This window comes from Streptomyces sp. NPDC030820 (assembly GCF_055572075.1).
In genome coordinates this window covers 674,412-700,667 of sequence record NZ_JBVIEB010000001.1, presented here as the reverse complement: position 1 = coordinate 700,667, position 26,256 = coordinate 674,412, and the positions used below count along the sequence as shown (strand labels likewise).

General features: G+C 72.2%; 21 protein-coding genes and 1 pseudogene. 14 read left to right on the top strand and 8 right to left on the bottom strand.

Annotated features, from left to right (window positions below):
- Positions 1-7 precede the first annotated feature (7 nt).
- From mmsA to ACZ418_RS03105, 4 genes are all read left to right on the top strand, one after another.
- Positions 8-1,558, top strand: coding sequence for a multiple monosaccharide ABC transporter ATP-binding protein (mmsA, locus tag ACZ418_RS03120; RefSeq protein ID WP_468356041.1), 1,551 nt, complete (start codon positions 8-10; stop codon positions 1,556-1,558).
- Positions 1,555-2,799 (top strand): multiple monosaccharide ABC transporter permease, encoded by a 1,245-nt coding sequence (gene mmsB, locus ACZ418_RS03115; protein WP_468356038.1) that lies wholly within the window; start codon positions 1,555-1,557, stop codon positions 2,797-2,799. The genes mmsA and mmsB overlap by 4 nt, the downstream gene beginning before the upstream one ends.
- Before the next feature lie 57 nt (positions 2,800-2,856).
- On the top strand, positions 2,857-4,020 hold the full coding sequence (locus tag ACZ418_RS03110; protein WP_468356035.1) for an aldose epimerase family protein: 1,164 nt from the start codon (positions 2,857-2,859) through the stop codon (positions 4,018-4,020).
- 139 nt (positions 4,021-4,159) lie between these two features.
- Positions 4,160-5,830: a pyridoxal phosphate-dependent aminotransferase gene (locus ACZ418_RS03105; RefSeq protein WP_468356032.1), complete on the top strand. Its 1,671-nt coding sequence runs from the start codon at positions 4,160-4,162 to the stop codon at positions 5,828-5,830.
- Between the two features lie 328 nt (positions 5,831-6,158).
- Here the strand turns inward: ACZ418_RS03105 and ACZ418_RS03100 are convergent, their stop codons facing one another.
- Both ACZ418_RS03100 and ACZ418_RS03095 read right to left on the bottom strand, forming a co-directional pair.
- Positions 6,159-6,809 carry a DUF4360 domain-containing protein gene (locus ACZ418_RS03100; protein ID WP_468356029.1) on the bottom strand — a complete coding sequence of 217 codons (651 nt, stop codon included), beginning with the start codon at positions 6,807-6,809 and terminating at the stop codon, positions 6,159-6,161.
- A gap of 151 nt (positions 6,810-6,960) precedes the next feature.
- Positions 6,961-7,419, bottom strand: a complete 459-nt coding sequence (locus tag ACZ418_RS03095; RefSeq protein WP_468356026.1) for an RrF2 family transcriptional regulator — start codon at positions 7,417-7,419, stop codon at positions 6,961-6,963.
- 75 nt (positions 7,420-7,494) lie between these two features.
- Between ACZ418_RS03095 and ACZ418_RS03090 the strand changes: the two genes are divergently transcribed.
- Positions 7,495-10,455 (top strand): glycoside hydrolase family 35 protein, encoded by a 2,961-nt coding sequence (locus ACZ418_RS03090; RefSeq protein WP_468356023.1) that lies wholly within the window; start codon positions 7,495-7,497, stop codon positions 10,453-10,455.
- Here ACZ418_RS03090 and arfA read toward each other — a convergent pair whose 3' ends face one another.
- Together arfA and ACZ418_RS03080 are read right to left on the bottom strand one after the other, a co-directional pair.
- Complete coding sequence (arfA, locus tag ACZ418_RS03085) at positions 10,456-11,976, bottom strand: arabinosylfuranosidase ArfA (RefSeq protein ID WP_468356020.1); 1,521 nt, start codon at positions 11,974-11,976, stop codon at positions 10,456-10,458.
- A 14-nt stretch (positions 11,977-11,990) separates the two neighbouring features.
- Positions 11,991-12,343, bottom strand: a pseudogene (locus ACZ418_RS03080) (glycoside hydrolase family protein); the annotation flags it as partial.
- Between the two features lie 210 nt (positions 12,344-12,553).
- On the opposite strand from ACZ418_RS03080, the gene ACZ418_RS03075 reads away from it, so the two are divergent.
- Genes ACZ418_RS03075 through ACZ418_RS03065 form a run of 3 tightly spaced genes read left to right on the top strand, consistent with a single transcriptional unit; the run spans position 12,554 to position 15,814 of the window.
- Entirely contained in the window at positions 12,554-13,198 is a 645-nt protein-coding gene (locus ACZ418_RS03075) for a toxin-antitoxin system, toxin component family protein (protein ID WP_468356017.1), read from the top strand.
- Positions 13,195-14,418 carry an MAB_1171c family putative transporter gene (locus ACZ418_RS03070; protein WP_468356014.1) on the top strand — a complete coding sequence of 408 codons (1,224 nt, stop codon included), beginning with the start codon at positions 13,195-13,197 and terminating at the stop codon, positions 14,416-14,418. Before ACZ418_RS03075 ends, ACZ418_RS03070 begins: the two co-directional genes overlap by 4 nt.
- Positions 14,411-15,814: an FAD-dependent oxidoreductase gene (locus ACZ418_RS03065; protein WP_468356011.1), complete on the top strand. Its 1,404-nt coding sequence runs from the start codon at positions 14,411-14,413 to the stop codon at positions 15,812-15,814. Before ACZ418_RS03070 ends, ACZ418_RS03065 begins: the two co-directional genes overlap by 8 nt.
- Before the next feature lie 29 nt (positions 15,815-15,843).
- On the opposite strand, the gene ACZ418_RS03060 is transcribed toward ACZ418_RS03065, so the two are convergent.
- Positions 15,844-16,692, bottom strand: a complete 849-nt coding sequence (locus tag ACZ418_RS03060) for an SMP-30/gluconolactonase/LRE family protein (RefSeq protein ID WP_468356008.1) — start codon at positions 16,690-16,692, stop codon at positions 15,844-15,846.
- Complete coding sequence (locus ACZ418_RS03055) at positions 16,689-17,462, bottom strand: IclR family transcriptional regulator (RefSeq protein ID WP_468356005.1); 774 nt, start codon at positions 17,460-17,462, stop codon at positions 16,689-16,691. The genes ACZ418_RS03060 and ACZ418_RS03055 overlap by 4 nt, the downstream gene beginning before the upstream one ends.
- Positions 17,463-17,614: 152 nt before the next feature.
- On the opposite strand from ACZ418_RS03055, the gene ACZ418_RS03050 reads away from it, so the two are divergent.
- The gene (locus ACZ418_RS03050) at positions 17,615-18,172 is read left to right on the top strand and encodes a hypothetical protein (RefSeq protein WP_468356002.1); all 558 of its coding nucleotides are present in this window, start codon (positions 17,615-17,617) and stop codon (positions 18,170-18,172) included.
- Positions 18,173-18,347: 175 nt separating this feature from the next.
- Here the strand turns inward: ACZ418_RS03050 and ACZ418_RS03045 are convergent, their stop codons facing one another.
- Positions 18,348-19,178 carry an SDR family NAD(P)-dependent oxidoreductase gene (locus tag ACZ418_RS03045; protein ID WP_468355999.1) on the bottom strand — a complete coding sequence of 277 codons (831 nt, stop codon included), beginning with the start codon at positions 19,176-19,178 and terminating at the stop codon, positions 18,348-18,350.
- Between the two features lie 94 nt (positions 19,179-19,272).
- Between ACZ418_RS03045 and ACZ418_RS03040 the strand changes: the two genes are divergently transcribed.
- Positions 19,273-20,172 carry a LysR family transcriptional regulator gene (locus ACZ418_RS03040; RefSeq protein ID WP_468355996.1) on the top strand — a complete coding sequence of 300 codons (900 nt, stop codon included), beginning with the start codon at positions 19,273-19,275 and terminating at the stop codon, positions 20,170-20,172.
- Between the two features lies 1 nt (position 20,173).
- Here ACZ418_RS03040 and ACZ418_RS03035 read toward each other — a convergent pair whose 3' ends face one another.
- Positions 20,174-21,043 (bottom strand): ATP-grasp domain-containing protein, encoded by an 870-nt coding sequence (locus ACZ418_RS03035; RefSeq protein ID WP_468355994.1) that lies wholly within the window; start codon positions 21,041-21,043, stop codon positions 20,174-20,176.
- A 175-nt stretch (positions 21,044-21,218) separates the two neighbouring features.
- On the opposite strand from ACZ418_RS03035, the gene ACZ418_RS03030 reads away from it, so the two are divergent.
- From ACZ418_RS03030 to ACZ418_RS03015, 4 genes are all read left to right on the top strand, one after another.
- Positions 21,219-22,706, top strand: coding sequence for an acyl-CoA synthetase (locus ACZ418_RS03030; RefSeq protein ID WP_468355991.1), 1,488 nt, complete (start codon positions 21,219-21,221; stop codon positions 22,704-22,706).
- On the top strand, positions 22,699-24,045 hold the full coding sequence (locus tag ACZ418_RS03025) for a carboxyl transferase domain-containing protein (RefSeq protein ID WP_468355988.1): 1,347 nt from the start codon (positions 22,699-22,701) through the stop codon (positions 24,043-24,045). Before ACZ418_RS03030 ends, ACZ418_RS03025 begins: the two co-directional genes overlap by 8 nt.
- 108 nt (positions 24,046-24,153) lie before the next feature.
- Positions 24,154-24,588, top strand: coding sequence for a CU044_2847 family protein (locus tag ACZ418_RS03020; protein ID WP_468355985.1), 435 nt, complete (start codon positions 24,154-24,156; stop codon positions 24,586-24,588).
- A complete protein-coding gene (locus tag ACZ418_RS03015; RefSeq protein WP_468355982.1) occupies positions 24,585-26,255 on the top strand; it encodes a VMAP-C domain-containing protein in 1,671 nt (556 codons plus the stop codon). The genes ACZ418_RS03020 and ACZ418_RS03015 overlap by 4 nt, the downstream gene beginning before the upstream one ends.
- The last annotated feature ends 1 nt before the right edge of the window (position 26,256 follow it).

Sequence of the window (26,256 nt, the reverse complement as noted above, 5' to 3'; positions counted from 1 at the left end):
CACGACCATGGCGGGACCCGTCCTGGAAATGCGCTCGATCGTCAAGACCTTTCCCGGTGTCAAAGCGCTGTCGGACGTCACGCTGACCGTCCGCCAGGGCGAGGTCCACGCCATCTGCGGGGAGAACGGCGCCGGCAAGTCGACCCTGATGAAGGTGCTCTCCGGTGTCCATCCGCACGGCACCTACGAGGGCGAGATCCTCTTCGAGTCAGAGGTCTGCCAGTTCAAGGACATCCGGGCGAGCGAGCAGCGCGGCATCGTCATCATCCACCAGGAGCTGGCACTGGTGCCGTACCTCTCCATCGCGGAGAACATCTTCCTCGGCAACGAACACGCCACGCGCGGGCTCATCAACTGGCGTGAAACCCTGCGCCACGCCACCGAGTTGCTGCGCCGAGTCGGCCTCGACGAGCACCCGGAGACCCGCGTCGCCGACATCGGCGTGGGCAAGCAACAGCTCGTGGAGATCGCCAAGGCCCTGTCGAAGGAGGTGAAGCTGCTCATCCTCGACGAGCCGACGGCGGCCCTGAACGACGAGGACAGCGGCAAACTCCTCGACCTGATCCTGGAGCTGAAGGACCAGGGCATCACCTCGATCATCATCTCCCACAAACTCAACGAGATCCGCCGGGTCGCCGACTCGGTGACGATCATCCGCGACGGTCGGTCCATCGAGACGCTCGACGTGAAGGCGGCGGAGACGACCGAGGACCGGATCATCAGCGGCATGGTCGGCCGCGACCTCGACCACCGCTTCCCCGAGCGCACCCCGCACCAGCCGGAGGAGGGCGCGGCCCCCGCGCTGGAGATCCGCGACTGGACCGTGCTGCACCCCATCGACCAGCAGCGCAAGGTCGTGGACGAGGTGTCGCTCCACGTCCGCCGGGGCGAGATCGTCGGCATCGCGGGCCTGATGGGCGCCGGCCGCACCGAACTCGCGATGAGCGTCTTCGGCCGCACCTACGGCCGGTACGCGGGCGGCACGGTCCTCAAGGACGGCGTCGAGATCCGTACCAAGTCCGTCGCGGAGGCGGTGGAGCACGGCATCGCGTACGTCACCGAGGACCGCAAGCACTACGGCCTGAACCTGATCGACACCATCAACCGGAACATCTCGCTGACCGCGCTGAAGAAGGTCGCGAAGCGGGGCGTGGTGGACGAGCAGGCGGAGCGGCAGGTCTCCGAGGGCTTCCGCAAGTCCATGAACATCAAGGCGCCGACGGTGTTCGAGCCGGTGGGCAAGCTGTCCGGCGGCAACCAGCAGAAGGTCGTCCTCAGCAAGTGGATCTTCGCGGGTCCGGACGTGCTGATCCTGGACGAGCCCACGCGCGGCATCGACGTGGGCGCCAAGTACGAGATCTACACGGTCATCGACCAACTGGCCGCCCAGGGCAAGGCGGTCGTCTTCATCTCTTCCGAGCTGCCCGAACTGCTCGGCATGTGCGACCGCATCTACACGATGGCCGCCGGGCGGCTGACCGGTGAGGTGCCGCGGGCCGAGGCCACGCAGGAAGTGCTGATGCGCCATATGACGAAGGACAAAGAGGTAACGCGATGAGCACGGACGTCACCGACAAGAGCCCGGCCGCCGCGCCGCCGGGCAAGGGCGGACCGACCGCCGGCGAGGGTCTGTTGCAGCTGGTGCTCGGCGGCCTGCGCCGCAACATGCGCCAGTACGGCATGCTGATCGCGCTCGGTCTGATCGTCGTCCTCTTCCAGATCTGGACCGGCGGCGACCTGCTGCTGCCGCGCAACGTCTCCAACCTGGTGCTGCAGAACAGCTACATCCTGATCCTCGCGATCGGCATGATGCTGGTGATCATCGCCGGGCACATCGACCTGTCGGTCGGGTCGATCACCGCGTTCGTGGGCGCCTTCGCGGCGGTGCTGACGGTGCAGCACCATGTGGCGTGGCCCGTCGCCCTGGTGCTGTGCCTGCTGGTGGGCGCGGCGGCGGGGGCCGTACAGGGCTTCCTGATCGCCTATTTCGGCATACCGTCGTTCATCGTCACCCTCGCCGGGATGCTGCTCTTCCGCGGACTGACGGAGATCTTCCTCAAGGGCCAGACCCTCGGCCCGTTCCCGAACGGCCTGCAGAAGATCGGCAACGGCTTCCTGCCCGAGGTCGGCCCGAACACCAACTACCACAACCTCACCCTGCTCCTCGGCATCGTCCTGATCGCCGCCGTGGTGTGGCAGGAGGTGCGCGACCGGCGTCGCCAGCGGGAGTTCTCCCTCGACGTGGTGCCGACGAAGCTGTTCCTGCTCAAGCTCGTCGCCCTGGTCGCCGCGATCGTCGCCCTCACGATGCTGCTCGCCAGCTACGACGGCGCGCCCATCGTGCTGATCGTCCTCGGCGTGCTGGTGGGCGGCTACGGCTACGTCATGCGCAACTCGGTCTTCGGCCGGCACATCTACGCCATCGGCGGCAATCTGCCGGCGGCCAAGCTGTCCGGCGTGAAGGACAAGCGCATCACCTTCCAGGTGTTCCTGAACATGGGCGTGCTCGCGGCCCTGGCGGGTCTGGTGGTCGCCGCCCGTCTGAACGCGGCCTCGCCGAAGGCGGGCGACGGCTTCGAACTGGAGGCCATCGCCTCCTCGTTCATCGGCGGCGCCTCCATGAGCGGCGGTGTCGGCACCGTCCTCGGCGCCATCATCGGCGGTCTCGTCCTCGGCGTGCTGAACAACGGCATGAACCTCCTCAGCGTCGGCACCGACTGGCAGCAGGTCATCAAGGGCCTCGCCCTGTTGGCGGCGGTCGGGTTCGACGTGTGGAACAAGCGCAAGTCCGGTTCGTAAGTCAGCTCGGGCCCCGCCGCACCCGGCGGGGCCCCTCCTCTTTCGGGAGCCGCATCCATGGAACTGAACAGACGCACGGTCATCGCTGGAGCCGCGGCGGCCGGCATCGCCGCCACCACCCTCGGCACGGGCAGCGCCCAGGCCGCGTCCGCCACGTCAGGGAGCCGTAAGCCGGTGAAGGAACTCTTCGGCACGCTCGCCGACGGCACGAAGATCTACCGCTGGTCGCTGGAGAACGGCGGCACGCGGCTGAAGGTCCTGAACTACGGCGGCATCGTCCAGACCCTGGAGGTCCCCGACCGCCGCGGCCACTACGCCAACGTCGTCGCGGGCTTCGACGACATCGCCGACTACGTCGCCAAGAGCCCGTACTTCGGCGCCCTGATCGGGCGGTACGGCAACCGCATCGGCAAGGGCCAGTTCACGCTCGACGGCAAGAGCTACCAGCTCTCCGTCAACGACGGCGTGAACAGCCTGCACGGCGGCAAGCAGGGCTTCGACAAGCACGTGTGGGACGTCGAGCCGTTCGCCGAGGGCTCCGAGGTCGGCCTGCACCTGCACTACACCAGCGTCGACGGCGAGATGGGCTACCCGGGCACGCTCAAGGCGAAGGTGACGTACACCCTCACCCGGCACGGTGAGTGGCGCATCGACTACGAGGCCACCACGGACAAGGCGACCATCGTCAACCTCACCAGCCACGTCTACTGGAACCTGGCCGGTGAGGGCAGCGGCACGATCGAGGACCACGAGCTCCGGATCGCCGCCTCCCGCTACACCCCCACCGACTCGGGCCTGATCCCGACCGGCGAGCTGGCGAAGGTCGCCGGCACCCCGTTCGACTTCCGCCACGCCAAGCCGATCGGCCGGGACATCCGCGCCGGCCACGTCCAGCAGGTGCAGGCCAAGGGCTACGACCACAACTGGGTCCTGGACAAGGGCATCACGGCACGCCCGGAACATGTGGTGACCCTGCGCGACCCGCGCTCCGGCCGCACCCTGAAGATCGCCACCGACCAGCCCGGCCTGCAGTTCTACTCCGGCAACTTCCTCGACGGCACCCTCACCGGCACCGGCGGCCACACCTACCGCCAGGGCGACGCCCTGTGCCTGGAGACCCAGCACTTCCCGGACTCGCCGAACCACGCGAACTTCCCGTCGACCGTGCTGCGGCCCGGGCAGACGTACCGGACGACGACGATCCACACGTTCGAGGCGTGAACCGGGACGTGCATCGGGCGGCGTGACCCGGGACGTGAACCGGCTCACACGGCAGTGGAGTTGAACGTCACTGCCGTCCCCTCCGTATCCAGGGGTGGCCCGTGCTCCCCCGCACGGGCCACCTGAAACGGAGGTTCCTTTGGCCGGCAACGTCACCTCGTTGTTTCGCGGCAGCGCCGCCCACAGCCCTTCGATGGCGGCGCTGACGCGAGAGGGCGGCGACGGAACCGGCCCGGTGGACTTCTGCATCCCGTGCAACCCGTACTTCCCCACACCGGCCATGTACGACGAGCTGGCGGTCCGGCTGCGCGAGATCATCACGTACTACCCGAGCAGCGCCGACGCGATCACCGCGGAACTGTGCAGCCTCCTGCAACTGCCGCCGCAGTGCGTGGCGATGGGCAACGGCTCCACGGAACTGATCACCTGGATCGACCACCTCCTGGTCCGTGAGTCACTGGCGATCCCCGTGCCGACGTTCGGCCGCTGGACCGACCAGCCGATGGAGACCGGCAAGCGGGTCGACATGTTCCCGCTGCAGGAGGCGAGCGGGTTCGCCCTGGACCTCGCCCAGTACGCGGACTTCATCCGGACCCGGGGCACGCGGGTGGCGGTGATCTGCAACCCCAACAACCCCGACGGCGGCTATCTGCGCAAACAGCAGGTCGTACAGTTCATGGACGCGATGGCGGACCTGGACCTGGTGATCGTCGACGAGTCCTTCCTGGAGTTCGCCGACGCGGAGGCCGAACCGAGCGTCGTACAGGAGGCCATGCTCCGCCCCAACGTCATCGTGCTGCGCAGCCTCGGCAAGAACTTCGGCCTGCACGGCATCCGCTTCGGCTATCTGGTCGCCAACCCGGCGCTCGCGGGGAAGGTGCGGGGGATGCTCCCGAAGTGGAACCTCAACTCCTTCGCGGAACACGTGGTGTTCATGCTGAGGGAACACGGCCCCGAGTACGCTCAGAGCCTGCAGCAGGTCCGCCGCGACCGCCTGGAGATGACCAGCCACCTGTCCGCACTCCCGGGCCTGACGGTGTACCCGTCCCAAGGCAACTTCCTCTTCGTACGACTGCCCGTCGGCGCCGAGGGCACGGTGGTCCGGGACCGGCTGCTCACCGAGCACCGGATCCTGGTCCGTGAGTGCGGCAACAAGATCGGCTCGTCCAGCCGCTTCCTGAGACTCGTGGTGCGCCCCCAGGTCGACGTGCGTCGCCTGGTGTCCGGCCTGGAGCAGGTGCTCTACGGGTCCAGGAGGGGAGCCGCCGTACCCGAGCTGGGCACCGGGACCAGCTACAGCTCGGGTACGGCGGCGGTGGACCGGCTGATGAGCGAGACGAACGGGGGTGGCATGCGTTTGCCCGCGGCGTCGCAGCCAGAGCCCGCACCCCAGCCGACGCCGGTGTCGCAGCCCCTGCCCGCGGCGGCTCAGCCGATGCCGGTACCTCAGCCGACGGCACCGCAGCCCGCGCCCGTACAGCAGCCGATGGCACCGGTGGCCGCCCCACAGCCGGCCCCGGCGCCGACGCCCGCTCCCCTGCCGACGCCCGCTCCCCTGCCGGCCCCGGCACCACAGCCCGCGCCGGCACCTGCACCGGCACCGCTGCCCGCGCCGGCCCCCGTGCCCGCTCCCACCCCGGTACCGGCACCCGCCGCGGCGATCGCCCCCACTCCCCCTGGCGTCCCGGCACGCGGCGGCCTCACGGCAGCCCAGGTGCGCGGGATGACGGCACCGGCGTCCGATCTGACGCCGGCGCCGGCCACGGGCTGGCCCAATGCGCAGAGCTGGCCGAACGCGGCGGGGGCCTAGCCGCCTACCGCCGCCGCCCCGGCGTCAGTGGGCGACCGGCCACCCGCTGCTCCTGGGTCGGCATTCGTCACGCAGGCGGGGAAGTGGCCGCTGGACCGCTCGCTTCCTCTCAGTGTCGTGCTTCCACGGCCCGCCTCAAGGGCGCGCAGCGCCCTTGACGCACCTCGCGGAAGCACGACACTGGCCAAGAAGCGGGCGGCCCCACGGCAACCAATCGACACCGGCCCAAGCAGCAGCCCGCCCTACAGCACCCGACCACACCGGCCCAAGCAACGGGCGGCGCACGGCACCCGGGCAGTCCCGGATGCCGCCCGTGCCCTTGGCGGGGCTACCTGCTCGGGCACTGCTTCCACGCCAGGTGGTACACCGTGCTGATGTCCCCGTCCGTGGAGTCCATGGTCATGAAGCTGACCTTGTCCGAGGCCTGGGTCCCGGCGCTGACCCGCAGCTCGGTGTTGATGTTGAAGTTGCGCAGCACCCCGCAGGGCGCCCAGACCAGTTGGGCCCAGTCGGTGCTGTCGGTGGCCTGCCAGTCGTCGTTGTAGGGGCCGTTGAAGGGGTGGTTCTTGGGCACCGTCTGCGGGGAGCCCTGGAAGTAGTACAGGGCCTTCTGGGCGGCGCTCGCGCCGGGCCGGAGCGAGAGGAAGCCGCGGTAGTCGGCGCTGGCTATCGCGTAGGTGAAGCCCTGAGGGACATGAACCACCAGGTTGAGCTGGCAGTTCTTGCGGAAGGCCGTCGGGTCGGAGGCGCCGCCGGCCTGGGCCAGGTATTCGCTGTAGGTCACCGTGAAGGCCGTGTTGTCCGGCGAGACGGCGACCGCGGCCGTACCCGCGGGGCAGCCGGAGCCGTTCACCGTCGCCACATCGATGACGATCTTGTCCGGGGGCGGGTTGTCGAACACCGGCGAGGAGGGCTGCGCGGGCAGCGCGGTGGTGAGGAGCGCGGCTACGGCGCCGCTGAGGAGTAGTCCACCAGCCATCGTTTCTCCCGTGGTCAGGTGTGGGGGGTCTGTGTGGAACCTGTGAAGCGTTCCGCATCGTAGGAAGCCCCCATCGCCCCCGGGAGGGTCAACACCGGCCATTCACAGCGGGCCGTTCACACCAAGCAGCCCCTACGTGCTCGCCCCAGCCCTACGGGTTCTCCCAGGCCGCCGGTTCCGCCGCCAGCGCCCGGACGGGCTCCGGCAGCGCGTCCGCCGCAAGGTCGGCGATGGTGACGCCCTCCAGGATCCGGCGGACGTTCGCGCGCAGCGCGATCCACAGGGGCAGCAGGGGCTGTGCGCTGCCGGTGTACGCGAGGCCCGTCGGGCGTTCGCCGCGGACCGAGACGATCGGGCCGTCCACCGCCCGGATCACGTCGGCGACCGTGACCTCGGCGGCGTCCCGCGCCAGCCGGTAGCCGCCGCCCCCGCCCCGCCTGCTGTCGACGATCCCGCCACGCCTCAGGTCGCCCAGGATCCCTTCCAGGAACTTGTGCGGAATGCCCTGGGCGGCGGCGATTTCCTCCGCCTTCACCGGGCCGTCACCCTGCCGTACGGCCAGCTCCAGTACCGCTCGTACCGCGTAATCCGCCCGCGCCGAGATCCTCATGGGTCCATTGTGGGGCGTCGCCGCATGGAGAATGCTGCACCCGCGCCCCGTAAGATCGCCCGCGGAGGATCCACCTTGGCGCTCAGCAGACGTACTTTCAGTGCCCTGGCCGGCTCGACCGCCCTCGGGCTCGCCCTCGGCGGCAGCGGCGGCCCCGGCGCGCCCTCGGCGTACGCGGCGCGCAGTGTGCCGACCGGCCCGGCACCCGCCCCGCCGAGCGCCGACGGACGCCGGCACACCATCGGCTACGACCACTACTCGCTGCTCGTGGACGGCAGGCGGCTGGTGGTGTGGTCCGGTGAGATGCATCCCTTCCGGCTGCCCAGTCCCTCCCTGTGGCGGGACGTGCTGCAGAAGATGCGGGCCCACGGGTACAACGCGGTCAGCATCTACGCGGCCTGGAACTACCACTCCCCCGCGCCCGGGCACTACGACTTCACCGGCGTCCGGGACCTGGACCTGTTCCTGCGCATGGCCGCCGAGACGGGCCTGTACGTCATCCTGCGGCCCGGCCCGTACATCAACGCCGAGGTGGACGGCGGCGGCTTCCCCGGCTGGCTGACGGCGACGAAGGGGAGGGCCCGGACCGACGACCCGGCCTATCTGTCGCACGTCGACGAGTGGCTGACCCAGGTGAACCGGATCGCCCGTAGACACCTGTTCACCCAGGGCAACGGCACGATCCTGCTGTACCAGATCGAGAACGAGTACGACGCCCACGCCGGCGACGCCACCGGCCGGGCCTATATGTCCCATCTGTACAAGAAGGTGCGCGCGGACGGCATCGACGTCCCGCTGTTCCACAACGACAAGGGCAGGAACGGGTACTGGGTGCCCGGCTCGTTCGACACCGGCGGTGAGAAGGGCGGCTGGCTGTACGGCTTCGACGGGTATCCGTCGCCGTCGCAGACCCCGCCGGACTGGGGAACGTTCGGGCCCGGCGGGGCGAAGGGCGGGGCCAGTGCCTCGCCGGCCACGCCCGGCTTCGTGCCCGAGTTCGGCGGCGGCTGGTTCGACCCGTGGGGCGGGGCCTGGTTCGACGGCAAGGGGTACGCCGAGTCCCGGCGCACCCGGGATGCCGCCTACGAGCGCCGGTTCTATCTGACCAACCTCGCCAACGGGCTCACCCTGCACAACGTCTACATGACCTTCGGCGGAACCTCCTGGGGCTGGCTGCCCGCGCCCGTCGTCTACACGTCGTACGACTACGGCGCCGCCATCGACGAGGCGCGGAACGTCACCGACAAGATCGCGCCGATGCACCAGTTCGGGCATCTGCTCCAGCGCGTGCCCGACTTCGCCAAGCTGGACCGGGCGGCGGACGTGAAGGCCGAGGGCCTGAAGGTCTACCACCTGACCAACCCGGACACCGGCGCCCACTTCTATGTCGCCCGCAACGACGGCACGGTCCCGGTCACCACCGATCTGCCGACCGACGCCGGGCGGCTCCGGATCACCGTGCCCGGCAAGGACGCCAGGCTGCTGGCGACGGGGCTGAGGCTGGGCAAGCGGACGCTGAAGTACTCCACCGCCGAGCCCATGCTGGCTCTGACGGCCGGCCGGCAGGACATCGCGCTGTTCTCGGGGCGCAGCGGTGACATGGCCGAACTGGTGCTGAAGTGCCCGGTGGAGCCGAGCGTCATGCGGCTGGACCCCGAGGCCGCCTGGGTCTTCGACGACGGCGACAGCTCGCTGCATGTGAACGTCCCGCTCGGCGAGGGCGGGCTCACCCGCGTGCTGGTGCAGAAGGGCGAGACCGAGACCCCGCTGCTGCTGCTCTTCGCCGACGACGCCACCGCCGTACGCCTGTTCCCGTACGACACCCCGTCCGGGACCCTGCTGGTGTACGGCCCGGCTTTGCTGCGCCACGCAGAGCTGCGCGGATCCGAGGTCCATCTGACGGGTGACGTCACCGAGACGACCACCATCGAGGTGTGGGGGCCGCGCGGGATCGACGCCCTGGTGTGGAACGGCCGCACCCTGCCCACCCGGGTGACCCTGTCGGGCAGCCTGATGACCACCGGTCTGCTGCCCACCGTCCCCGAGGTGCGGCTGCCCGAGCTGGGCGCCTGGCGGATGCGCACGGAGAACCCGGAGGCCGGACCCGGTTTCGACGACTCGGCCTGGGCGGTCGCGGACAAGAGGTCGTCGTTCAGCACCACGCCGGTCCCCGACGGCGGGCCGGTCCTCTTCGCCGACGACTACGGCTTCCACTACGGGGACGTCTGGTACCGCGGCTCCTTCACCGACGCCACCGGCCTGGAGGAGGTCTCGCTCGCCTACAGCACCGGCACGCAGGGCCTGCTGATGGCCTGGCTGGACGGGGAGCCGCTGGGCACCCATCGGATGCCGGTGCCGGACAAGAACACGACCGTGCGGAAGGGCAGTTGGGCGGACACGGCCGTCTTCCCCGTCCGCGAGCGGCTGCGCTCTCCTGGCCGGCATGTGCTGTCGGTCCTGGTCCGGCGTATGCAGCACGACCAGGACGGCAAGGGGCTCGACACCCACAAGGTGGCGCGCGGGCTGACGGCGGCGAGCTTCAAGGGCGCTTCGCCGAATGTGAGTTGGCGGATCCAGGGCGCGGCGGCGCCCGACCCCGTGCGCGGCCCGATGAACAACGGCGGCCTGTACGGCGAGCGGGAGGGCTGGCATCTGCCCGTCTTCCGGGACCACGACTGGGAGCGGACGACCTTCCCGCGGGCCGCCCGGTACCAGGGCGTTACCTGGTACCGGACGACCTTCCGGCTGGCGGTGCCGGCCGACATCGACGCCTCGATCGGGCTGACCCTGGAGGACGACCCGTACCGCGCCTACCGCGCCCAGATCTTCCTCAACGGCTGGAACATGGGCCAGTACATCAACAACGTGGGTCCGCAGCACACCTTCGTCCTGCCGAACGGCGTCCTGCGCACCCGGGGCACCAACACCCTGGCGCTGGCGGTCCTTTCGGAGTTCACCACGCTGTCGGGGCCCGGCCGGGTGAGCCTGACGCTGCTCGGCAGGGCGAGCGGCGGACTGCCGGTCACGCCGGTCTGATCACGCGAGCCTGATCACGTTCCAGGACAGCGGTTCCAGTACGGCCGTGAGGGTGCCGTCCGCCAGGGCGGTGCCCGCGACCGGGTGCGGGGCGACCCGCTCGGGCTCGTCGAGGGTGTTGCGGGCGTCGGGGTCGGCGTCCGCGAGCGCGCTGTGCTCGGTGACGGTCGTCAACTGGAGTCCGTTGAGGGTGACTTCGAGCGGCAGGGGGTGCGTACGGCTGCGGTTGACGGCGAACACGGTGACCGTGCCGTCGGCCGCGCGGACGGCCGTGGCGTGCAGCAGGTCCGTCTCGCCGTACTTCTTCGTCTCGTACGTCGGCGAGTCCACGCGCACGTCCAGGACCTCGCCCCGGCCGTGCTTCGACGCCTGCGCGAACGGGAAGAACGTGGTCTGCCGCCAGGCCGGGCCGCCCGGCTCGGTCATGATCGGGGCGATCACGTTGACCAACTGGGCGAGGCAGGCGACGGTGACGCGGTCGGCGTGCCGGAGCAGGGCGATGAGGAGCGAGCCGAAGACGACGGCGTCCGTGACGCTGTAGTTGTCCTCCAGCAGCCGGGGCGCCTCGGGCCAGTCGGACCGGTCGAGCCCCTTGGCGTGCTCCTCCCAGCGGGAGAGGTACCAGACGTTCCACTCGTCGAAGGAGAGGTTGATCCTCTTCTTGGACTTGAGCTTCGCGCCGATGTGGTCGGCGGTGGCGACCACGTTCTCGATGAAGGACTCCATGTCGACGGCCGAGGCGAGGAAGGAGTCCACATCGCCGTCGGTGGGCTCGTAGTAGGCGTGCAGGGAGACGTGGTCGACCAGGTCGTACGCCTCCTGCAGGACGGTCGCCTCCCACTCGGCGAAGGTGGGCATGGCCTGGCTGGAGGAACCGCAGGCGACCAGCTCGACGCCCGGGTCCGCCTGGCGCATGGCGCGTGCGGTCTCGGCGGCGAGCCGGCCGTACTCCTGTGCCGTCTTGTGGCCGGTCTGCCAGGGGCCGTCCATCTCGTTGCCCAGGCACCAGAGCCGGATGCCGAAGGGCTCCTTGTCGCCGTGTGCCACGCGGAGGTCGGAGAGGGCGGTGCCGGCGGGGTGGTTGGCGTACTCCTGGAGTTCGAGGGCTTCGGCGACGCCACGGGTGCCGAGATTCACCGCGATCATCGGCTCGGCGTCGGGCCCGAGCTTCTTCAGGAACGCGATGAATTCGGAGAGGCCGAACCGGTTCGTCTCGGTGGAGTGCCAGGCGAGGTCGAGTCGGCGGGGGCGGTCCTCGACGGGGCCGACCGAGTCCTCCCACTTGTAGCCGGAGACGAAGTTGCCGCCGGGGTAGCGGATGGCGGTGACGCCGAGTTCGCGGACCAACTCCAGAACGTCGGTTCGCAGTCCGGCTTCGTCTGCCGAGGGGTGGTCGGGTTCGTGGATGCCGGTGTAGACGCAGCGGCCGAGGTGTTCCACGAAGGAGCCGAAGAGGCGGGGGTTGACCTGGCCGACGGTGAAGGCGGGGTCGAGGGTGAAGCGGGCGGTGCGCTTGCTCATGGGGTCCTTTCGGGTCACTTCAGAACAGGCCGGTCGGAACGCCAACCCAGTTGGTTCAGGCCCAGCTTCGGGGTGCCGTTGTCCGTCGCGTCGTAGTAGTGGTACGCCAGCCAGGTCTTGCCGTGCGTACAGGTAGTAGTAGTGGCCGTGGTGGACGATCGAGGCGCCCTCGACCGCGTACGGGGCGTCGGGGCGGGTCGCCAGGTGGTGGACCTCGGCTCCCGGGTCTGCCGTCGGACCGGATGACCGCCGGGTCGATGGCGTTCCAGGTGTCCGTCGTCTCGGAGGCGAACGCCTTGCCGTGGTCCGTCCAGGTGCCGGGGAGGCCCGTCGGGGAGGTGGCCACGCCGATCGCCGAGTGGTTGGTTCAGGCCAGGTTGTCCCATACCTTGCCCCCAACCGTTCGGCATTTCGAATGCCACCCGTAACTTCGAACGGGACCGTAGATTCGGAGCGCTCCCGCGTCAATGGGTGGGACACAAGCTCATAGGTGGTTCTCTCTTCGCCGACGGTCACGTCATCCCATGACGGGGACACGTCGAGACGCGTAGGCTCTGCCCAGCGGAAGGGGGAGGCGATGGGCATCGCGGGCGCGCGTGAGCAGGCGACACGCCTGGCCGCACGGCTGCGGCGGGCCCGCCCGGGCTCGGCGATGCGCTCGCTGGCCCGCGACCTCGCCGCCGGCGTCCACGCCCGGCCGGAAACACCCGGAGGCGTACGGGAGTTGTGCCGGGCACTGTGCGAGGAGATGAGCGGACTGCGCGGCGGACGGCCGATCGAGGTGCGCTTCGAGCGCTTCCCGGACGAGATCGAGGTCACCGGGCTGTGGCTGGAGTTCGCCGAATTCGACCTGGTGATCGTGGAGGAGCGGGCCGAGGCCGTGCAGCAACTGGTCATCCTGGGACATGAGTTGTGGCACCTCGAGAACGGGCACCGGCATCCCCACCTGGCCGGGGACGCGGCGGCCCGGGCGCTCGCCGACGCACCCGGCTGGCGGGGCATGCCCCTCACGGTGGCCGCCCGCAACGGCTCCCGGGCGGCCGACGAGGCCGAGGCGGACGACTTCGGGCACCGCCTGGCCGCCCTGTTCCGGCCGCACCTCACCGGCTCCGGCGCGGGCGCTCCCCCGGGCCCGGCACCCCGGTCCCTCAGCCCGGTGCAGCGGACCCTCGGCTATCGCGGACGCGACCGAGCGCCGAAAGAGGGGGGAGCCGCGCGGTGACGCTGGCGTTCGATCTCTCCGGACTTCTCGACGAGGTCTCCGTCTCCTTCTGGATCCCCACGGCCGTCCTGACCGCCGCCCTGGCCATCAAACTGCCGAGCATCATCAAGCTGTGGCGGGACCCGCTGCTGCGTGCCGTCGGCGGTCTGCTGCTGTTCGCCTGCGCGGTGTTCGTCTTCGCGGCCCCGCGGACCATCGCCTGGACCAACCGGGTCACCGGGGTGCCGAACATCTCGGCGCCCTGGGTGTACTCCCTGATCACCGCGCTGTGCGCGTCCTGGCTGCTGCTGATCATCGCCTGGCGCAACGGCCGCTCCGACTCGGCCCAGACCCGGCGGGTGACCCGCTGGGTCGTGGCCGGCTACGCGGGCGTGGTCGTCGCCCTGTGGGTGCTCTTCGCGCTCGCGGACGTGCCCGTGGAGCGGCTGCGGGACCTGGACACGTACTACGCCAACACCCCCTTCATGCGCGAGGAGATCCTGCTCTACCTCGTCGCGCACACGGTGGCCTGCTCGATCACGGCCCGGCTGATCTGGAACTGGATCCGCACCGACGGCCTCGACGCCTGGCTCCGCTGGGGGCTCAGGCTGCTGGGCGTCGGCTACGCCACGAACCTGTTCTTCGACGCGTCCAAGCTGACCGCCGTCGTGGCCCGGTGGACCGGCCACGACCTGGACTGGCTGAGCACCAATGTGGCGCCGGCGGGCGCGTGTGTCTCCGCGACCCTGGTCGCGGTGGGCTTCATCGTCCCGCACGTCGGCCAGTATCTGCACGAGCGCTGGCACGTCCGGCTGCGCCACCGCGCTCTCGGCCCCCTCTACCAGCTGACGCGGACCGTCACGGGCGAGCGCGAGCCCTTCGCCCCGCACGCCCCCGCCGAACTGCGCCTGATCCGCCGCGAGACCTTCATCCGCGACGCCCTGCTGCAACTCTCCCGGCACCTGGACGAGGACCTGCGCGAACGGTCGTACCGGGCCGCCCTCGCCCTCGGCTTCGAGCGCGGCCGGGCCAGGGCCCTCGCCGCCGCCGTGACGCTGCTGGACGCGGCCGGCGGCGGGCGGCCGCGGGCCGACGGCACCGGCTGCCCGTCCGGTCCCGACACGGCATACCTGCTCCAGGAGATCCAGGCCGTGTCCGAGGCCCTCCGCCACCCCGACGAGATCACGGCGGTACGCGCCCGTGCGACCGCCCCGGCAGAGAGCGTGCCCGCGCATGAGTGACCGCCCCTCCCCCGCCAGAACCGCCGTCGTGCTGGGGGGATCCCACACCGGCATGCTCGCGGCGCGGGCGCTCGCCGAGTTTGCCGACCGGGTCGTCGTCGTCGAGCGCGACGCCCTGCCCGAGGGCCCCGAACCCCGCAAGGGGCTGCCGCAGGCCCGGCACGCCCACATGCTCTGGTCGGGCGGGGTGCGGGCCGTGGAGGAACTGCTGCCGGGCATCACCGAAGCGCTGAAGGCCGCCGGGGGGCGACGGCATCCGTTCACGACCGGCGTGGTCGCCCTCTCCGCACGGGGCTGGTTCCGGCGCTGGCCCGAGTCCCACCATGTGATCCTGGCCGGCCGCGACCTGCTGGACGCGACGATCCGCGCACAGGTCCGCGCCGACGAGCGGATCGACCTCCTCGACGGCACCGAGGCGCTCGGCCTCACCGGCACCGACAAGGCGGTCACCGGCGTACGGATCCGGAACCGGGACGGCGCCGAGCGCACCCTCCCGGCCGGCCTCGTGGTCGACGCCACCGGGCGCGGCTCCCGGGCCGCGCGCTGGCTCGCGGACCTGGGGCTGCCCGCGCCGCAGGTCCGCGAGGTCGACCCGGGCCTGGTCTACGCGAGCCGGCTCTTCCTCGCCCCCGAGGCGGCCCGGGAGGGCTTCCCGGTGGTCAATGTGCAACCCGATCCGCACGGCGACGGCCCGGGCCGCTCCGGCTTCCTGCTCCCCATCGAGCACGGCCGCTGGATCGTCACCCTCGCCGGCACGCGCGGCGGCGAACCCACCGCCGGGAACGAGGACTTCATCCCCTTCGCCCGCGAGAAGCTGCGGCATCCGCTGATCGGCGAACTGCTGGAACGCGCCGAGCCGCTGTCCGACGTCACACTCACCCGCTCCACCGTCAACCGCCGGCACTTCTACGAGCGCATGCCGGCCTGGCCGGAGAACTTCACCGTCCTCGGTGACGCGCTCGCCGTGTTCAACCCGGTCTACGGCCACGGGCTGGCCGTCGCCGCCCAGAGCGCGGTACGGCTGCGCGAGGTGATACGGCGGCACGGCTGGAGCACACCGGGGCTGGCACGCCGCGTGCAGCGGGCGGTGGCTCGTCCGGTGCGTGCGGCATGGGACCTGGCGCTGGGTCAGGACGTGTTCTACCCCGGCGCGACGGAGCACGGGCCCACCGTGCGGGACCGGCTCCTGTCCGCGTACGTCGGCCGGCTGATGCACACCGCGACGGGGAACGGGCGCGTGGCCCGCCGGGTGACCGACGTGACGTCACTGGAGCGGGGAGCCGAGGTGTTGCTGACGCCGAGCGTGCTGCTGGCGGCGGCGGTCGGACCACTTCGGCCGCCGCTCGCGGCTCCGCCGATGACTGCGGAGGAGCGGAAGCTGGCGGGGGTCGTCTAGGCCGGCTCCCGGGCGCCGCCCCCGCCGGGTCAGCCCTCGAACGCCGGTTGGGGCAAGCCCTTCCCCGCGCCCGGAATCACCAGCACCGAGCCCGACAGGGGGTGCGGGGCCGACAGTCCCGTCCGCGCCGTCGTGACGTACAGGTCGGTCAGGTCGGCACCGCCGAACGCGCAGGCCGTCGTACGCGGCGTCGGCAGCGGGATCACCCGGTCCAGCGCGCCGCCCGGGGTGTAACGCCGCACCGCTCCCCCGTCCCACAGCGCCACCCACACACAGCCGTCCGCGTCGACCGTCAGGCCGTCCGGGAAGCCGGCGCCCTCCTCGATCTCCAGGAACGGGCGGCGGCCCCGGACGCGCTCGCCGTCGTGGTCGAAGACGTCGACGCGGCGGGTGGGAGTGTCGATGTAGTACATGAGGCGCCCGTCGGGGCTCCAGCCGGTGCCGTTGCTGATCGTGGCGTCGGACAGGACCGTCTGAGCCGTGCCGTCGCCGGTCAGCCGGGTCAGCGTGCCGCCACCCGGCGCCTCGTCGTACCGCATGGTGCCCGCCCACAACGAGCCGTCGGGCGCCACCGCGGCGTCGTTCGCGCGCCGGCCCGCGACCGGCTCGTGGTGCAGCCAGCGGAAGGTGTCGTCGGGGTCCAGCAGGCCCACGCCGTCCCGGAGGTTGAGGACCAGGCCGCCGCCCGCGCGGGGCTTGACCGCGCCCACGTGCTGCTCCGTCGTCCGCACCGTGCGCCGGCCCGTGGCCGGGTCGTACGTGTTGACGCGCATGCCCAGGATGTCGAGCCATATCAGCCGGCCCGTCGCCGGGTCCCAGGTCGGGCCCTCGCCCAGCTGCGCCTCCGCCCGTACGGCGACCTCGTATCCGGCGCTCACGCCGCGCCCCGGTGGCCCAGCCGCTCCGACAGCTCCGCCGCGCCCTTCGCCGCCAGCTGCTCCAGCTCGGCCCGGCGCTCGTCGCTCCAGCGGATCATGGGGACCGAGATGGACAGGGCCGCGACCACCTGGCCCGTGCGGTCGCGCACGGGAGCTGCCACACAGCTCACGTCCGGGTTGGACTCGCGGCTCTCCACCGCGATGCCCCGCTGCCGGATCTCCGCCAGGGCCTCGCGCAGCGCGGCGGGGTCCGTGATGCTGTTGGGGGTCATCGCGGTCAGCTCGGCGTCGTCCGGGATCCGTGCCGCGAGCTCCTGCTCCGGCAGCGAGGCCAGCAGCATCTTGCCGACCGAGGTGCAGTGGGCGGGCAGCCGGCGGCCGGCGGCCGAGACCATGCGGACGGCGTGCGTGGAGTCGACCTTGGCGATGTAGATGACGTCGGTGCCTTCGAGGATCGCCACGTGGACCGTCTCGTCACAGGTCTCGGCGACCGAGCGGGCCACCTGCTGGCCCTCGGCGGCGAGGTCGAGCTGCTCGGCGTAGCGGCTGCCGAGCTGGTACGGGCGTACGCCGAGCCGGTAGCGTCCGGGCTGTCCCGGCACGGGCACGATGTACGACCGTGCGGCGAGCGTGGTGACCAGCTCGTGCACGGTGGTGCGCGGCAGTTGGAGCTTGCGCACGATGTCGGGGGCGGAGAGCGTCCCGTCCCCGTCGAGAAACAGCTCAAGAATGTCGAGAGCCCGGGTCACGGCAGGCACGAGGCGTCCCACGTCCGGCCCCCTCCCTTGGGTCTAAGCGCCCGTTCGACACCTCGACACCGAGATGTTCGAGATATCAACAGGCGATCGGCATGACGAACACAGGCTAGTCATGGAGGGTTGCGCGGGCAATGGCCCGGAAGCAGACCGTGCACCATGGGGGCATGGATCTCGACTTCCAGCTGGTCCTGCTGCGCCGCATGGCCGACCACAACCCGGATCTGGTCGAGGACGCCCGGCACCGGCTCGGGGTGTCCATCGCCGAGATGCGGGAGACCAACAAGCGCTGGCAGGCCATGGTCCGCTCGCCGAGAGCCCGGTCCGCCGCCGCCCGGTACCGATCCGTGCTGGGCGAGCCGGAATCCGTCCTCCCCCGCCGGCTCGGCGACGTCGACTGCGAGGCCCGGCGCTGGGCCCTGCCGCTCTGGCCCGACCTGCGCTTCGAGGTGCTGGTCGGGCCGGACGGGGCGGTGTGGAACGAGTGGCTGGTGCGCGCGCCCGGCGCCCCGGCGCCCAAGCTGGAGACTCTGGACGACCTCGTGCCCTGGTCCTGCACGGTGGACGAGGCGGCGCGCGCCTTCGCCCCGGCCCGCCCGCTGGAGGGCACCGCACCGACCCGGTGGGGGCTCGCCTTCGCCGTGCCCGGCCCGGACGGCGTACGCCACGAGGTGGTCGCCGAGTTCACCTGGGGACTGCTCCAGCGGACGGCCGTCCGCACCTAGGTCCTGTCGTCGAACAGGTCCTGCCGTCGAACTCCCGCCGTCCGCCCGGAGGGCGGGCCTCGCGGCGTCAGGTGCGTGCTCTCGGCGCGCCTGGGGGAGCGTGCATGGCGTCGCGCCGCTGGGGGCACGGCCCGGCCGAAGGCTGGGGGAGGGGAGTTCGACGACGGGGCCCAGGTCAGTCGTCGAAGGCCGTCGCCCGGGTGCGCTTCTCCCAGGCGGTGACCTCCTCGCGGACCTGGTCGAGGTGGCCCAGGACGGCGCTCACCGCGTCGTCGCCGAGCGGCAGCCGCAGCGGGGTGTCCTCCGCGTCCAGCGCTGCCAGGATCAGGGCGGCCGCCTTGGCCGGGTCGCCGGGCTGGCTGCCGTGGCCGCCGGCGACGGCGCCCCGGGTCTCGCCGACCTTGCCGTACACCCCCGTGTCGGAACTGGCCCCGGCCCGGTCGGCCTCGAACAGCGCGGTCCGGAACGCGCCCGGCTCGACGATCAGCACCTTGACGCCGTACTCCCGCACCTCGTCCGCGAGCGCCTCGGACAGGCCCTCCAGGGCGAACTTGGTCGCGCTGTACGCTCCGAAGCCCGCGAAGGACATCTGGCCGCCCATGCTGCTCATCTGCACGATCGCGCCCGAGCGCCGCTCCCTCAGCTGCGGCAGCACCGTCCGGACGAGCGCCGCCGGGCCGAAGAAGTGCAGGTCGAACAGGTCGCGCAGCTCGCCGTCGGTGGTCTCCTCGACGGCGCCGACGTGGGTGCGGCCCGCGTTGTTGACCAGCACGTCGATCCGGCCGTGCCGGGCCAGGACATCCCGGACCGCCGCCTCGCTCGCGGCCACGTCGGTGACGTCCAGCCGCAGCGCCTCCACCTGGTCGGGGTGGGCGGCCACCAGGTCGTCCAGGGCCTCGGGGCGCCGGGCCGCGCCGACCACCACATCACCGGCGGCGACGGCCGCCTCGGTGATCGCCCGCCCGAAACCGCTGCTCGCGCCGGTCACCAGCCAGACCTTGTTCATCACAACTCTCCCTGCGTCTCGTCGGGTTCGACACGAACAACACTGCGGCCGCATGCCGTTGCCCGTCCAAGACCCCCGGTGATAACCAACGGCTATGACCATGGACGTCCACGCCCGCGATCTGCGCTACTTCGTCGCGGTCGCCGAGGACCTGCACTTCACGCGCGCCGCCGAGCGGCTGTACGTCTCCCAGCCCGCGCTGAGCAAGCAGATCCGGGCACTGGAGCGGCAACTGGGGGCGGAGCTGTTCCGGCGCGACCGGCACGGGGTGACGCTGACGGGCGCGGGCGAGGCGCTGCTGCCGCACGCGCGCACGGTGCTGGCCGCGTGGGAGGCGGGCGCGGCGGCCGTGGAGGCGGCCAAAGCGGCCGAGCGCAGCACCCTGGTCGTGGGCATGAGCACCAGTCCGGGCCGGGGCGGGCTGCTGCCGGCCATCCGCTCCCGCTTCACCGCCACGCACCCGGAGACGATGGTCCGGCTGCGCCAGATGAGCTGGGACGATCCGACGGCGGGCCTGGCAAACGGCACCGTGGACGTCGCCTTCGTCTGGCTGCCGCTGCCCGACGAGGAGCGCTACGCCTGGACGGTGGTCGCCGAGGAACCCCGCCTGCTCGCCCTGCCCGAGTCCCACCCCCTCGCCGCCCGCCCCGAGATCGACTTCACCGACCTGCTGGACGAGCCGTTCCTGGCCCTGCCCAAGAGCGCGGGCCGACTGCGCGACCACTGGCTCGCCCTGGACGCCCGCGCCGGCCGACCGCCCCGGATCGGCGCGGAGGTCTCCGGCGCGGAGGAGACGTACGAGGCCCTGGTCGCGGGCCTGGGCGTCTGCCTGGTGGCGGAGGGCAACGCCCCGCTGATCAGCCTGGGCGGCGTCACCACCCGCCGGGTCCGGGGCATCGGGCCCAGCCGCTATGTGCTGGCGTGGCGGAGGGAGGACGGGGCCCGACCGCTGGTACGGGCGTATGCGGAGGCATGTCGAGAGACGGTGCGCTGAGCTAGTCCGCGGCCGCCAGCACCGCCTCCACAACCCGCTCCAGCGACCCCGGATGCAGCCACAGAAACAGATTCGGCTCCACCAGCTCCAGCTCCATCAGCCGGGGCTCACCGTCCTCCCCGTCCACGAGATCCACCCGCGCGTACAGCAACTCGGAACCACCGGGCACCACACCCAACGCCTTCTCGGCGACCGCCAGTTCGGCATCCGTCGGCTGCCACCGCTCCAGGTCGGGATGCGCCACCTTCTCCGCGTCGTACGGCGTGCCCGGCGCGAGCACCGCGCCCTTGCGGCTGGCGTGCAGCAGCCGGCCGCCGAAGAACTGCAGCGCCCGCTCCCCGCCGGCGTCGATGCCGCGCATGTACGGCTGGACCATCGCGGTGAAGCCCTCGGCGTGCATCCGGGCGAGCTGCCGTAGGGCGGTCTCGTGCCGGCCGGGCGCGTAACGGGCGGCGAACCGGGCGCCGGCGCCCGAGGTCGGCTTGATCACGTACTCGTGGTCGTCGGGCAGGTCGGCCGGCTCGCCCGGTGCTATGTAGCGCGTGGGGACGGTGGGCACGCCGGCCGCCGCCAGCTCGCCCAGGTAGCGCTTGTCGGTGTTCCAGCGCACCACGGGCGCCGGATTGGCGAGCCGGGTCAGCGCGCCGACCCGGTCCACCCAGGCCCCGAACTCCGCGGCCCGCCAGCTGTAGTCCCAGGTGGAGCGGATGACGACGAGGTCGTAGCCGCCCCAGTCGGCGTCCAAGTCGTCCCAGTACCGGGCCTCCGCCTCGGCCCCCGCATCCGTGAGCGCCCGCACCAGCTCCGGCAGGTCGGTGTCCTTGCCCGGCTCGGCACCGGGGTCGTAGGTGGCGAGGGCGATGCGGGGCACGGCGGACTCCCTGTCGTACGACGGTTCGGGTCGCAGTGAGGCTAACAACCGCGGGGGAACCGGAGCACCGCGCGACCGAACTGCAGCTCGCGGCGGACCTGAGCACGGTCGTCGGGAGCAGACTCCTGGTGTAGGAAGGGTGGCGACGGTCAACCGACAGTTAGGAGTGCGCCGCGTGTCCTCCCTCTTCCCCGCTCTGACGGACGGCCCGGGCGAGCGCAGCGAGATGGGGGTCCCCCCGGACGAAGTCCGGGGGAGGATCGCCCTGCGGTTCGGCGAACGGTCGTTGACGTACGGCGAGCTGGCCGGGGCCGCCGGTGCGCTCGCCGCCCGGCTGCGCGGCGCCGGCCGGGTGGCCGTGTGGGCCACGCCGGAGCTGGAGACCGCCGTCGCCGTGACGGGCGTGCTGCTCGCCGGGGCGGCCGCGGTGCCGCTGAACCCGAAGTCGGGCGAGAAGGAACTCGCGCACATCGTCTCCGACAGCGCGCCGAAGCTGGTGCTGGCCGCGCCGGGCAGCCGGCTCCCCGATGCGCTGGCCGAGTTGGAGCGGATCGACGTCGACGCGTCCGCCGCACCCGGCGCCGTACCCGAGGACACGGCCACCGACGAGGACCCGGCGCTGATCGTCTACACCTCCGGCACCACCGGCCCGCCCAAGGGCGCCGTCCTGCCCCGCCGGGCCCTCGCCACCACCCTGGACGCACTCGCCGACGCCTGGCAGTGGACGGAGGCGGATGTGCTGGTGCAAGGGCTGCCGCTGTTCCATGTGCACGGGCTCGTGCTGGGCATCCTGGGTCCGCTGCGGCGCGGCGGCGGCGTGCGGCACCTGGGGCGGTTCAGCACCGAGGGCGTGGCGCGGGAGCTGACCACCGGCGCGACCATGCTGTTCGGGGTGCCGACGATGTACCACCGCATCGCCGAGGCCCTGCCGACGGACCCCGGGCTGGCCGCCGCCCTCGGGCGGGCCCGGCTGCTGGTCTCCGGCTCGGCCGCGCTGCCCGTGCACGACCACGAGCGGATCGCGGCGGCGACCGGGCGCCGGGTGATCGAGCGGTACGGCATGACGGAGACGCTGATGAACACCAGCGTGCGGGCCGACGGCGAGCCGCGCGCGGGAACCGTGGGCGTTCCGCTGCCCGGTGTCGAGCTGCGGCTGGTGGAGGAGGACGGGACGCCGATCACCTCGTACGACGGGGAGAGCGTCGGCGAGATCCAGGTGCGCGGGCCGAACCTGTTCACCGAGTATCTGAACCGGCCCGACGCCACGGCCGCCGCGTTCACCGCCGACGGGTTCTTCCGCACCGGTGACATGGCCGTCCGCGAGCCCGACGGCTATGTGCGGATCGTCGGGCGCAAGGCCACGGACCTGATCAAGAGCGGCGGGTACAAGATCGGGGCCGGTGAGATCGAGAACGCGCTGCTGGAGCACCCGGGGGTGCGGGAGGCGGCCGTCACCGGGGAGCCCGACGCGGACCTGGGCGAGCGGATCGTCGCCTGGATCGTCCCCGCGGACCCGCAAACGCCGCCCGCCGCCGAGGAGTTGGCGGACCACGTGGCCCGTCGCCTCGCCCCGCACAAGCGCCCCCGCGTCGTCCGCTACCTGGACGCGCTCCCCCGCAACGACATGGGCAAGATCATGAAGCGGGCGCTGGCCGATGTCTGAGCGCCGCTCGGCCCGGGAGATCCTGGCCCTGGTCGCGGACCAGGGCAGCTTCGGCGAACTCGACCGTCCGGCGGGGAGGTCGGCGCCGGACGGCCCCCTCGGCTGGCAGGGTTACGACGCCTCGCGCGCCCGTGCCGCCGAACGCACCGGCGAGGAGGAGTCGGTGGTCTGCGGCACCGCGAGCGTCGCGGGCACCCCGGCCATGCTGATCGCCTTCGAGTTCGGCTTCCTGGGCGGCTCGCTGGGCGAGCGCACCGGAGACCGGCTGGAGGCGGCGTACACCCATGCCCGCGCACACCGGTTGCCGGTCGTGCCGTTGATCGCGACCGGCGGCAGCCGGATGCAGGAGGGCATGCTCGCACTGAGCCAACTCCAGCGTGTGGCCCGGCAGTCCGTGCTCACCCGGGAGGCCGGCCTGCCGCAGATCGCGGTGCTGCGGGACCCGACGACCGGCGGCGGCTGGGCCACGCTCGGCGCCGGCGCGGACGTCATCCTGGCTATGCCGGGCGCCCAGGTGGGCTTCGCCGGCTCCCGGGTCCGGCCCGCGGACGCCGACCCTGCGGCCTACACCGCTGAGGGGCAGGTGGCGGCCGGTTCGGCGGACGCGGTGGTGCGGCCCGAGGAGCTGCGGGAGACGCTGGGACAGTGGCTCCGGCTGCTCACCACCCCCGCCCAGGAAGCCCCCGCGCCGGCGCCCCTCGGCAGCCCGGACCTGCCAGCCACCGGCTGGGCAGCCGTCCGCCGCGCACGCTCCCCCGAACGCCCGCGCGCACAGGCCTACCTGGACGCCTACTTCACCCACCGTCGCGAGATCAGCGGGGACCGGTGCGGGGGTGCGGACACCGACGGCATGCTGTGCGGGTTCGGTGCGCGGAACGGTCGTACCGTCGCGTTCGCCGCGCAGACCGGAACCGCGACCCGGCCCGCCGGGTACCGCACCGCCGCCCGGCTGATCCGGCTCGCCGACCGGCTCGACATCCCGGTGCTGACGCTGGTGGACACTCCGGGCGCGGCCAATGACGCCGAGGCGGAGCGGCAGGGGGCCGGCGCGGCGATCGCGGAGGTCTTCGGAGCGGTGGCGTCCGCCCGGGTCCCGATCACCACGCTCGTCATCGGCGAGGGCGGCTCCGGCGGGGCCCTGGCAGTGTCCGCACCGGACAACACCTGGGCCACGCCGGACAGTTACTTCTCGGTGATCGCCCCCGAGCTCGCGGCCGCCATACTCAAACGGCGGGCGGAAGCCGTGGAGGCGACCGCCGAGCAGCTCCGGATCCGGCCGCAGGACCTGGTGGAGCTGGGGGTGATCAGAGGGATCGTGCACCATCCCCAGCCGTGTTGAGCGGCGCCGGCGGGAAGGTGCCGTGACGGCTTCCCGCCCATGCCGTCGCCCGGCCCGGCGGGAGGAGCGGACAGGCCCAGCCTCCTTCCGCAACAATGGAGTTGGCAGATGAGGGAGAGCACGGGGGGTCTCGCCATGAGCAGGTTGGTGGAGTTCACCACGGAGGACGGCGCCGTGGTCGTCGTGGAGACCGCGGACCCGGCGGGCGGCACCCGCCTCGTCTCACGCGGTGACGGACCGGCCGCTCAGGCCACCCGCACCTTCGAGGGCGCCCTGGACAGCGTGCGCGCGGCGGCCCATTCCGCCCTGCGCACCTTCCGCGACGGTGCCCTGCACCCGGACTCCGTGGAGCTGGAGTTCGCCGTGAAGCTGACCGCGGAGGCCGGCGCGGTCATCGCCAAGGGCGCGGCTGAGGGGCAGCTGGTGGTGCGGCTGGGGTGGTCGGCGGAGCGTACGGCGGTGGAGCAGCGGACGGCGCCGGTCTCGTCGGATGCGTCGGACACCTCGGCGGTGAGCGGCCCGGAGCCGACGTCACGGTCATGAGAGGTGCTTCCTGGCACGCCCGCGTCGAGTGCGCGGGCGCGGTGGCCGGCGCGGGCTTCCTGGTGACCCCCACCACCGTGCTGACCTGCGCGCATGTCGTGCAGGACAGCGAGCCGGGGACGCTGACGGTGTCGTTCCCGCAGCGCCCTGACCTCGGTGGGCTGCCCGCGACGGTGGCCGTGCACGGCGGCTGGCGGGGCGGCGCCACCGACCCCGGTGACCTGGCCGTCCTCGAACTGGCCCGGGACGTGCCGCTGACACCGGCGCGGTTCGCCCCGCTGGACGCCGAACGGATGCTGCCGGAGCTGGCGTTGGAGGCGTACGGCTTCCCCCAGGGTTATGACGAGGGGCAGCTCGCCTGGTACCGGGCGCGGTCCGCCACGCGCATAGCGGGCGAGTGGGTGCAGCTGGAGGCCATGACCGGGCACGGGCAGCCGCTGACGCACGGCTTCAGCGGCGCCGCGGCGGCCCTGCCGGACGGCCGGGTGGTCGGCATGGTCGCGCAGGTGGCGGGCGAGCCCGGCGTGCTGGTCGCCCGGATGCTGCCCACCGAGGTGCTGGCCCGGCACTGGCCCGCCCTCGGGGAGCTGGTCCCGGCGCACCAGGGCGCCGAGGATCCGGCGCGGCGGCTGTACGAGCTGGTGCGGCGGGCCGAGGCCGCCGCTCTGGTCTGCTCACCGGACCAGCTGTTCGTGGACGCCGTCGGCGACTTCGGTCCGCCGCTGCCGCCGGGCGGCTTCGCCTCGCTGCGGGCGGCGGCCTGCTATGTGCAGTGGGAGGTCGAGGAGCCGGCCGAGGCGCTCACCCGGTTCGCCGACCGGCTCACGGAACTGCTGGAGGGGCCCGGCCCGGCCGGACCGGCACCGGCCGGCTCCGCCGCCTGGGCGCCCATCCTGGTCGAGGTCGACCGCAGCGGCGCCGGGCCCGACCAGGTCACGGTCGCGGTGTCGGCGTACCGCGACGGACGTCGGCGGCCCGTGGGCACGGTCCGGTTGCCGCGCGCCGAGGTGCAGTCCTACGTGCAACGGGGCATCGACCGGGCCTTCGCCGAACTCTCCTTCGGTGCCGACGAGTTGCTGGCCTTTGCGCTGCCGCGCGACCTGCTGAACCTGCCGGTGGCGCACTGGGCGTGCAGCGCGGACGACCCCACGCCGCTGGGCTGTGCGCACCCGGTCGTCGTCACCGACCGCTCCCGGTACCACAGCGCCCGGCTGCGCCACCAGCTCGGCAAGAAGTGGCGGAAGCTGGACGCGGGCGGGAAACCGGCGCTCCATCGCGTGGACTGCGACACCCCGTACCTGGGTCTGCGCAGACGCCTGCGCGAGCAGGAGGCGGGCCTGGCGGGTTTCGCCGCGCCGCCCACCGCCGTACCCGAGCACTTCGACGTCGGCCTGAACATGCCCGTTCCCGTGCTGCTGTGGCCGCGCGAGGGCTGTCCCGGCGTTGCCGCACACACCGCACCGTGCACCGGCGCGGCGTTCCTGGACGCCCTCGCCCCGCACGTGGAGGGTGTCCACCCGGCCGAACTGCCGAGACGGATCCAGCTGCTGCGGGAGGAGGCGGAGGAGGAACCCGAACGGCACTGGGCGAGGGAGGTCCAACTGCTGTGGGACGACCCGCGCTGCTTCCCCGAACCCGCCGCCAGCCTGCACACCCCCGTGGCCTGAG